The organism is Protofrankia sp. CiP3 (assembly GCF_917627345.1).
Taxonomy (GTDB): domain Bacteria; phylum Actinomycetota; class Actinomycetes; order Frankiales; family Frankiaceae; genus Protofrankia.
Map to the genome: position 1 here is coordinate 2,297 of NZ_CAKJTM010000170.1, position 4,942 is coordinate 7,238.

Sequence of the window (4,942 nt, forward strand, 5' to 3'; positions counted from 1 at the left end):
GGCGCGTCGACCAGCTCGAACGGGATCTGGCGGGTGAGCTCACCGAGGTGGCCCGGCGCGAACCGGCCCCCGGCGACACGGACAACACGCGTGACAGACTCGATGGACAGCGGAGCTCCCGGAGCAGGGGACTTGTCTTGGTCGACTGTCTCCTACCGGGGCTCCGCTGCCCGTTTCAACACGACACGCCGGCCCCCGCCGAGTCTTGACAGGCCGTTGCCCCCGCTATCCGAACGCCCTTGCGGCTAGACGGTGCCACTACCGTCGTGGCTACGTGAAGGGAGAAACGCGGTGTCTCAGCATGCTGCCCGCTACACCTCGGTCGTCAACGTCTGCGTCGTGCTGCGCCGGCCTGACGGGATGGTCCTGCTCGCAGCGCGGGCGTTGCGATCCGCGAGATGATCTCGGCAATGTGGAGAGGATCGCTGCGGTTTCCCTGGCAGGACCGGGCGTCGGCCGGGCCGGACTACCTCTGCGAAGATCGCGTTCATTCCGGCAGCGGACGGTTCGGTGCTGGTCCGAGGATCTCGCGAAGCCTGTGGCGATCGTTGATGCCGATCTTTGTGAAGATCCGGCCCATGTGGCTCTCGACGGTACGCTTGGACAATTCGAGTTGCCCCGCGATCTGCAGATTGCTCAGCCCGCCGGCCGCGAGCGTCGCGACATGGCGCTCTCGCGGTGTCAGGTTGAGTGTCCGTGCCCGGAGTACGGCGGGGGACGGGCTTCCGTCGATGTGCTCGGCCAGCAGGGATGCCCGCGCGTGGGCGACGGCGGCGTCCTGGGGGCGCCCCGTGGCTTCGAGGATGGCTGCGGCCTGGCCGGTCGCGTCAGCGGCGAAGGGCCACAAGTTGGCGGCCGCCCATCGATCGGACACCGCGCGGAGGCTGTCGGCGTCGGCGGCCGCGAGCGCGGCGGCGTGTTCGAGGGCGATCTGAGCGAATGGTCCCTCGACTCTGCCGATGACCTCGATCGCGTCGGGCGGTAGCACCACGTTCAAGCGGGTCAGTTCGTGCCAGGCATGCGCGGCGACGACATAGGCGCCGCGTTCTGCCACAGAGCGTGCAAAGGCCTCGGCTGCCTGGGCTGCGTCGTCGGTCCTCCCGCCTTGGATGACGAGGCGGATCGCGGCGAACCGGTGGGCGTAATCATGGATACCCCACGACTGCTCGGCCAGGCCTTCCGATTCGTCGAGGGCTGCCGCGGCCGCCGCATGGTTGCCCAACTGGCTGTGGCAGTGCGCGAGTTCGCCGAGCGCCGAGCCGCGCACATCCTGCGAACGCGCCACCATGTCACGGGCGACGACGAGGGCATCCGCGTAGCGGCCCTGCAACCGCAGCGACCAGCACTCGACAAGGCCGAGCACGCCCTCGGCCACCGGCCAGTCGCCGGACGGGGCCAACGCCGACCAGGCGGCGAGTTCGCTGTCGGCGTCGGCCGGACGGCCGGCGACCACACCGGCGACGGCAATCGTCATGACCAGGAACGGGGCGAGGCTGGGTCGCGCGTCACGCCAGCCCTGCCACTCGGACAGTGTCTGCTGGGCCAGTTGAACGCCCTGCGTAAGGGAGCCGGCATGGACGAGCATCCAGGCCGCGACCGTCTGCAGGTGTGCTCGCGGACCGGGAAGCAGCTGCCGGTCCCGCTGTTCCAGATGCCTCAGCGCCAGATCACGGGCATCGTGGACGCGCCCGGCGAAGCCCCAGAGCGCAGTACGCCCGCACACCATCTCATCCAGCGCCGCCTGAACCTCCTCTCCGTCCGCACCGCGTGGCACAGGCTCGGCCGACAGGGCCGCCTCCTCCTCGTCCAGCCGTGCTTCGGCCGCGGCGAGCTTTCCCAGCCCGACGCCGAGCTCGAATGCCTCCGCGTATACCGCTGCGGCGCGTTCCAGCGGCGATCGAGCCTGCCGAAAGGCGCTGCGCGCGACTTCGATCGCGCTGTGCCACTGCCCGGAGGAGGCGAGGATGAGCGACATATCGACTGCGGTCGAAGCATCCGCGCCCGCGGCAAGGGCAGCCCGAGCCAGGCGGTTCGCGGCCTGGAAGTCGTACAGCGCGAACGCCTGCCGTGCCGCACCGGCGAGTGTGGCCGCGTGGCCGGGCAGGTCGCTGTCCATCTGCCAAAGTGCGACGCGCAGCAGGTCGCCGCGGCGTCGAGCACCGAGGGTCTGGACGGCATCTGCCAGCTCGCGGGACATCCGGCCCATCCGCGTGACCGGCATGGCCTTCCGGAGGAAGGTCGCATACAGCGGGTGTTGGAGCCGGGCTTCCAGCCGGTGGTCGTTCCGCTCGACGCGGATCAGTCGCGCGGCCTCCGCCTCTTCGACTGCGGCGGCCGAGGTCAGCGCGACGAGGACGGTGACGCCGATCGGCTCCGACAGTGCCAGGTACTCCAAGACTGTGACGGCTTCGGCTTCGGCTCCGGCACGCTCGAACCTGCCCGACAACGTGTCGATCGCCGAGTTTCCCAACAAGGGCTGACCGCTCCACACCCACACGCCGTCGTGCTGTCCGAGCGTACCAGCGACCTTCCCCGCCGTGATCAGCGCTTCCAGTAACACGAGATTCCCACCGGTAATGGAGCGGAGCTCCGAGACCGTACGGGCGTGCACCGGCCCGCCGAGAACCCGTTGCAGCAGGTCCCTGACATTGGGATCGCCCAAGGGGGCTAGATCGTGACGGACCAGGACCCGATCCCGCCACAGATCCTTGACCTCGTCGTCGGCGGGCTCGTCGACGTTCACCGTCGCAAGGATGTGGATTCGGGGTTTGCCCGCGACCAGGTGCAGGGCGGCGGCTGACTGCGGGTCGAGGAACTGCAAGTCGTCGACGACCAGCACGAGCCGCCCGTCACCAGTCAGTGACTCGGCATACCGCCGGATCCGTTCAGCCTCCCATTTCGGCGTGTTGTGCGGCCCCCGCCGTGACGACCCGGCTGGGTAGATCGCGTCGAGGACCTCGAACGACATCCGATGCAGAATCCGCGTCGGGTGCATCCTGACGGTCACAAAATGCGGCGGCAAGGCGCAGACGGCCTCGTCCACCAGCCTGGTCTTCCCCACCCCGGACGTCCCGGCCACGATCAGCCCCGGGCTTGCGCTGCGCTTCAGCGTCGCGACGATCTCGCGCACTTGGTCCGCGCGCCCGATGAACGGCCAGGCAAGCGTCATGGCCGGATGCTAGCGGCCGCGTCCCGACCAGTGTCGCAGAGTTCTTCAATACGTACTCCAGTACGCAAAGGTTGCGGAGTTCGCGCCTAGGTACCGGACGGCCGACCATCGCCGACAGTAGCTTCGAAATGACGCATCGATCGAAGGAGCGGCTATGGCGGCAGTGATCCAATGCGACACCTGCGGCACCGTCGGGCCCGAGCTCAAGATCAAGGGCTGTCCCCACTGCGGCAGGCACATCTGTCAGGACTGCGGCCGCGCCGCGGTGGGCCAGGTTCCGAACATCGGAACGGTCAAAAGAGTCTTGCTGCTGCTCGTCGGGGTCTGCCCGAGTTGCCGTGACCCCGACGCTCCGCTCGTCTCGGTCGAGCTGTCGAGCTGGTGAGGCCCAGCATGGCCGCGTCTCAGGTAGCCAAAGCAGCCAAGTCGAGCATCCGGCCGGCGGGCACACGGCGATTGGGAATCGAATTCCACGGTCACCCCGCAGCACGCGCCGTGAAAGCGCGTGCCTACCACGGCATGCACGAACCAGAAGAGGAGAAAGCGAGTGAAGACTCCACCGAGGGCGGCCCATCGATGTCGGAACAGATCCTTCGTTCTCCGCGTTGCAGCACTGGTGGTCGTCAACGCCACTTTCCTTGCTGCGTGCGGGAAATCCGCAGTGCCGTCCCCAGTCCACAGCGATAGCGGCGCCAGCTCGGCCGGGCTGGCATCAACAATCAGCCATTCTGGTGGCCCGTCCGGCACGAATGTTCCGTCCACTAGGTCGGCCGCCTCAGTAACGACTGACAGTGATGCGTCGGCGAGCATACCGTCGAGCCTGGTCGGCGACTGGGCGATCGTCGGCTCCGGCGTCACCGGGCATGGCGCGGCGAACGAGTACTCCTTCACCGCTGACGGCAAGGTCATTCATACTCTCACCAACGACCTCTTCAACAGCCAATGCTCCGGCACTGTCTCCGTTGCCGGCGACACGCTGCGATTCCACTTCACAAGTGCGAACTGCCAGGGCGGAGACGCCGTGAAATGGTCCGTTCGCGGTTCACTGCTAACCCTCGGCGGGGACCGTTACACAAAGAGCGGTGCTCCGCTGCTGGCTGCGGACTGCGCGACTGGCTCGTGGAGCCTTGAGGACGCCGGCTCCTGGTACGAGGAGGATCCCATGTCGGTCTGGGATCGCAGCGCTACCGGCACCGTCACCGTCCAGGCCCACGACGGAGCCACCCGCACGGTTGAACTCCGTCCGGACGGTACGGGCAGCGACAAGTTCGACGCGAGGCTCCTCGGTTACGGCGACGACCACCGGCTATACGAGATCTACGAGTCTGGGAACATCTCGTTCCGCTACTCGATCAGCGGCAGCACACTCAGGTACTCGTCCGTGAGTGGCGCGATCTCGGTGATGCTCGCACTGGATGGCTCTCATGGCAGCCCGAAGCAGGCCAGCCTCTCAAAGCTCGACCCCGAAAACATCGACTGCTCAGCAGAGGAGATGACCTACAAGGACACCGGGTCCAACGTACTGTTCGTCAGGAATCAGGGCTAGCAGTCACACGTATCTCCACCATATGTCCTTTGTTCCCTGGTTCGAGCGTTGGCGCCGCGCAGCTGTCAGCCCCGCTGTCGCAGAACCAACCCGACTGCACCCAGGCTCTCGCACGGAACATGTGAACGCGTGTCGCGAAACCGCCGCCGGGAGACCGGTAGCGAGAGGGAGGATCCCGAGCGGCTGAATCCGTAAGGGACAGAGTCAGGGCTGCGCGAAGGTCGCAC

4 protein-coding genes are annotated in these 4,942 nt (G+C 67.1%); 3 read left to right on the plus strand and 1 reads right to left on the minus strand.

The features are described from left to right. Positions 1-209: hypothetical protein (locus tag MJ797_RS25380; protein WP_239342050.1), on the plus strand; the 209-nt coding region annotated here is incomplete at its 5' end. 278 nt (positions 210-487) lie between these two features. On the opposite strand, the gene MJ797_RS25385 is transcribed toward MJ797_RS25380, so the two are convergent. Beyond that, entirely contained in the window at positions 488-3,169 is a 2,682-nt protein-coding gene (locus MJ797_RS25385; protein ID WP_239342052.1) for a LuxR family transcriptional regulator, read from the minus strand. 154 nt (positions 3,170-3,323) lie between these two features. On the opposite strand from MJ797_RS25385, the gene MJ797_RS25390 reads away from it, so the two are divergent. Further along, on the plus strand, positions 3,324-3,554 hold the full coding sequence (locus tag MJ797_RS25390; RefSeq protein ID WP_239342054.1) for a hypothetical protein: 231 nt from the start codon (positions 3,324-3,326) through the stop codon (positions 3,552-3,554). 276 nt (positions 3,555-3,830) lie between these two features. Further along, the gene (locus MJ797_RS25395) at positions 3,831-4,715 is read left to right on the plus strand and encodes a hypothetical protein (RefSeq protein WP_239342056.1); all 885 of its coding nucleotides are present in this window, start codon (positions 3,831-3,833) and stop codon (positions 4,713-4,715) included. The last annotated feature ends 227 nt before the right edge of the window (positions 4,716-4,942 follow it).

What these genes read in the sequence shown, in the direction of transcription:
- MJ797_RS25385 (WP_239342052.1), bottom strand. Translation starts at nt 3,169, where the DNA reads ATGACGCTTGCCTGGCCGTTCATCGGGCGCGCGGACCAAGTGCGCGAG.
- MJ797_RS25390 (WP_239342054.1), top strand. Translation starts at nt 3,324, where the DNA reads ATGGCGGCAGTGATCCAATGCGACACCTGCGGCACCGTCGGGCCCGAG.